This is a genomic window from Kitasatospora sp. NPDC057512, assembly GCF_042802135.1.
Lineage (GTDB): Bacteria > Actinomycetota > Actinomycetes > Streptomycetales > Streptomycetaceae > Kitasatospora.
In genome coordinates this window covers 1-2,681 of the sequence record NZ_JBHVET010000945.1, presented here as the reverse complement: position 1 = coordinate 2,681, position 2,681 = coordinate 1, and the positions used below count along the sequence as shown (strand labels likewise).

At 66.2% G+C, this 2,681-nt stretch carries 1 protein-coding gene; it reads right to left on the bottom strand.

Annotated elements, in window-relative coordinates; genetic code table 11:
- Nucleotides 1-57 precede the first annotated feature (57 nt).
- Entirely contained in the window at nucleotides 58-2,406 is a 2,349-nt protein-coding gene (locus ACFU6K_RS36045; protein WP_380670412.1) for an immune inhibitor A domain-containing protein, read from the bottom strand.
- Between the last annotated feature and the right edge of the window lie 275 nt (nucleotides 2,407-2,681).

Sequence of the window (2,681 nt, the reverse complement as noted above, 5' to 3'; positions counted from 1 at the left end):
GACGTGGAGTTGTCAGAGCTGCCTGGTCACAGGCCGATCGCTACCCGGAGGTGACGATCAGTAGTTGTCGACCGGACGGACCCGGATCCAGGTCTCCAGGTAGTTCGAGGACTCGTTCTCGACCTCGATGCTGGTCCCGGTCTTCGGGACGTTGACACCGCTGTACTGGTCGTCCTTGCTCCACCACGACTTCAGGTCGTTGAACTCGTCGACGCCCTTGGCCTTCGGGATGACGGTCTCGACGCCGGCCTTGTGCAGGGTCAGGCCGGAGGTGCGGCGCGAGCCGAAGGTGGAGTCGTAGCCCTGCATGCGCGGACGCATCAGGGTGCCGTCGGTCCACTTCATCGGAGTCGGGTGCGAGTCGACCGGCAGGATCAGGCCCTGGCCCGGGTGGGCGCTGACGTTGTTGTCGGTCTGCGACTCGTCCCAGTACCAGATCAGCAGGCCGGGCTGGTACGAGTAGTGCTCGACCCAGTTCGGCCTGTCGGCGAAGCCGAAGTTGTACGGGCCGGTCTTCAGGGTCTGGTCGAAGGACACGTACTGCCGGTTCTCCGCGATGTAGTACTGCGCGTAGTCCTTGGTGTACGAGCCGCCGAAGCGGGAGAACCCGTCGGCCACCCAGCCGTTGTCACCGTTCTCGACGTCGTCGCTGAACACGGTGGCGCCGTCGGCGACGACCGCGATGTTGTCCAGCGTCAGGCCGCGGAAGTGCAGGCCGCCGTCGGTGGTGTTGTGGTAGCGGAACTTGACCTTCTGGCCCGCGTAGGCGTCCAGGTTGAAGGACAGGTCGCCCCAGGTGGCCACCTGGCCGCTGATGGCCGGACGGCCGTTCTCGCGCGGCAGCGCGGTCCCGTTCCAGGTGCCGTCGACGACGGTCCAGGTCTTGCCGCCGTCGGTGGAGACCTCGCCGAACGCGTAGTCGAAGTCCTGCTCCAGCTCGTACCAGGCCTTGGCGTTGATGCTGGCCTTGGTCTTGCCGGTCAGGTCGACGTCGCGGGTGAGCGTGACGTTCAGGTTGTCGGCGCTGCCGCTCCACCACTCACCGGTGCCGGCGAACGGCTTGTTGATCTCGGTGGTGATGCTCTTCTTCGGCAGGTCGACGATCAGACCCTGCGGCAGGTTGCTGTTGTACTCCGCCGGGCCGATGTGGTGGGTCGACTCGGTGCCCGCCTTGGCGCGGTCGGCCTTCAGCCAGCCCAGCTTGTACTTGCTCCAGGCGTCGAGGTCGTTCGGCATGTCGCCGATGCTGTTCTTGCCCTCGCCGAGCCAGGAACCGGAGGACATCAGCGACCAGAAGCCGACCGAGTTGTCGATGCCCTTGCCGGCGGTGTCGTAGAGGTCCGGCAGACCGAGGTCGTGGCCGTACTCGTGGGCGAAGACGCCGAGGCCGCCGTTCTCCGGCTGCATCGTGTAGTCGCCGATCCACAGGCCGCTGTTGCCGACCTGGACGCCGCCGAGCTTGTTGCCCTCGGGACCGGCCGTGCCCTGCAGGTTGCCGTAGACGTACGAGCGGTGCGCCCACAGGGCCTTGCTGCCCTGCTTGCCGCCACCGGCCGACTTGTCCTCGCCGGCGTGCACGATCTGGAAGTGGTCGATGTACCCGTCGGGCTGGTTGAAGTTCCCGTCGTGGTGCGAACCGTAGCGGTCCCACTGGTCGTACTGGGCCAGGGTCGCCTTGATCTGCGCCTCGGTCTGACCCTTGGCCTGCTGGTCCTTGTACCAGATGTCCACGGCGTCGCGGATCAGGTCCTGGGCGCTGGCGCAGACGTTGGAGCCGCAGTAGTCGGAGCCGTACCGGGCCTCGTTCCACGGCACCCGGACCCAGTCCGAGACCACGCCGTCGACCGAGTAGCGGCCCGAGGACTGCTTCTCGTAGTAGGTCTTCAGCGAGGGCTTGTCCTTGGCGAAGTACAGGTCCTGGTAGTGCTGCTGGTTGTAGTCGGCCTGCCACTCGGTCGAGTTGTTGGTGGCCGGGTCCGGCTTCGCGATCTCGTTGTGCTTGGGGCCGGCCTCGCCGCCGTACTTGACCTTGCCGTCCGGCGTCTTGGTGGTGTTGTCCACCTGGTCACCGAAGTCGACCAGGATGGTGAAGATCTTGTCCGTGCGCTCACGGGCGAGCTCGACGTACTTGTCCTTGCCGAGCTTCACGCTGGTGCTGCCGTTGTGCTGCTCGACCTCGGCGGTGCCGTTGAGGAGCTTCTCGGTGGCGGCCTTCTGCTCGGCCTCCACCTTCGCGGTCAGCGGGCCCGGAAGGTTGTGCTCGGTGTTCTGGACGGCGTCGGCCGGGTCCCGCGGGACCGGGGCCGAGCCGGCGGCGACGGCGGTGGCCGGGAACAGGCCCGCGCCGAGCGTGACTATGACCGCTGCGGCCGTGGCAGCCGCAGCGGTTCTCCTGGTGTTCTTCAACGTTGTGACGTCCTCCCCGACCGGGGCCCAGCTCTTGGCCAAAGCCCGGCAAACCAAAATGAAAGACAGGTGGACGTCATTTGATCCAAGTGTGCACGGAAAAGATAGACCTTGACCGTGACATGGTCACGGCGCTATCCTCCGCGACTTCCCATCATCTGACCGCATGTCAACCGTATGTTCGTGAAAGGTCGGTGAGAAACCGAGCGCACCCGCACCAGTCAACGCGGGGGCCAGTCGGCCCGGCCCGCACCGGCGTGGGTGGCGGCGGGAGC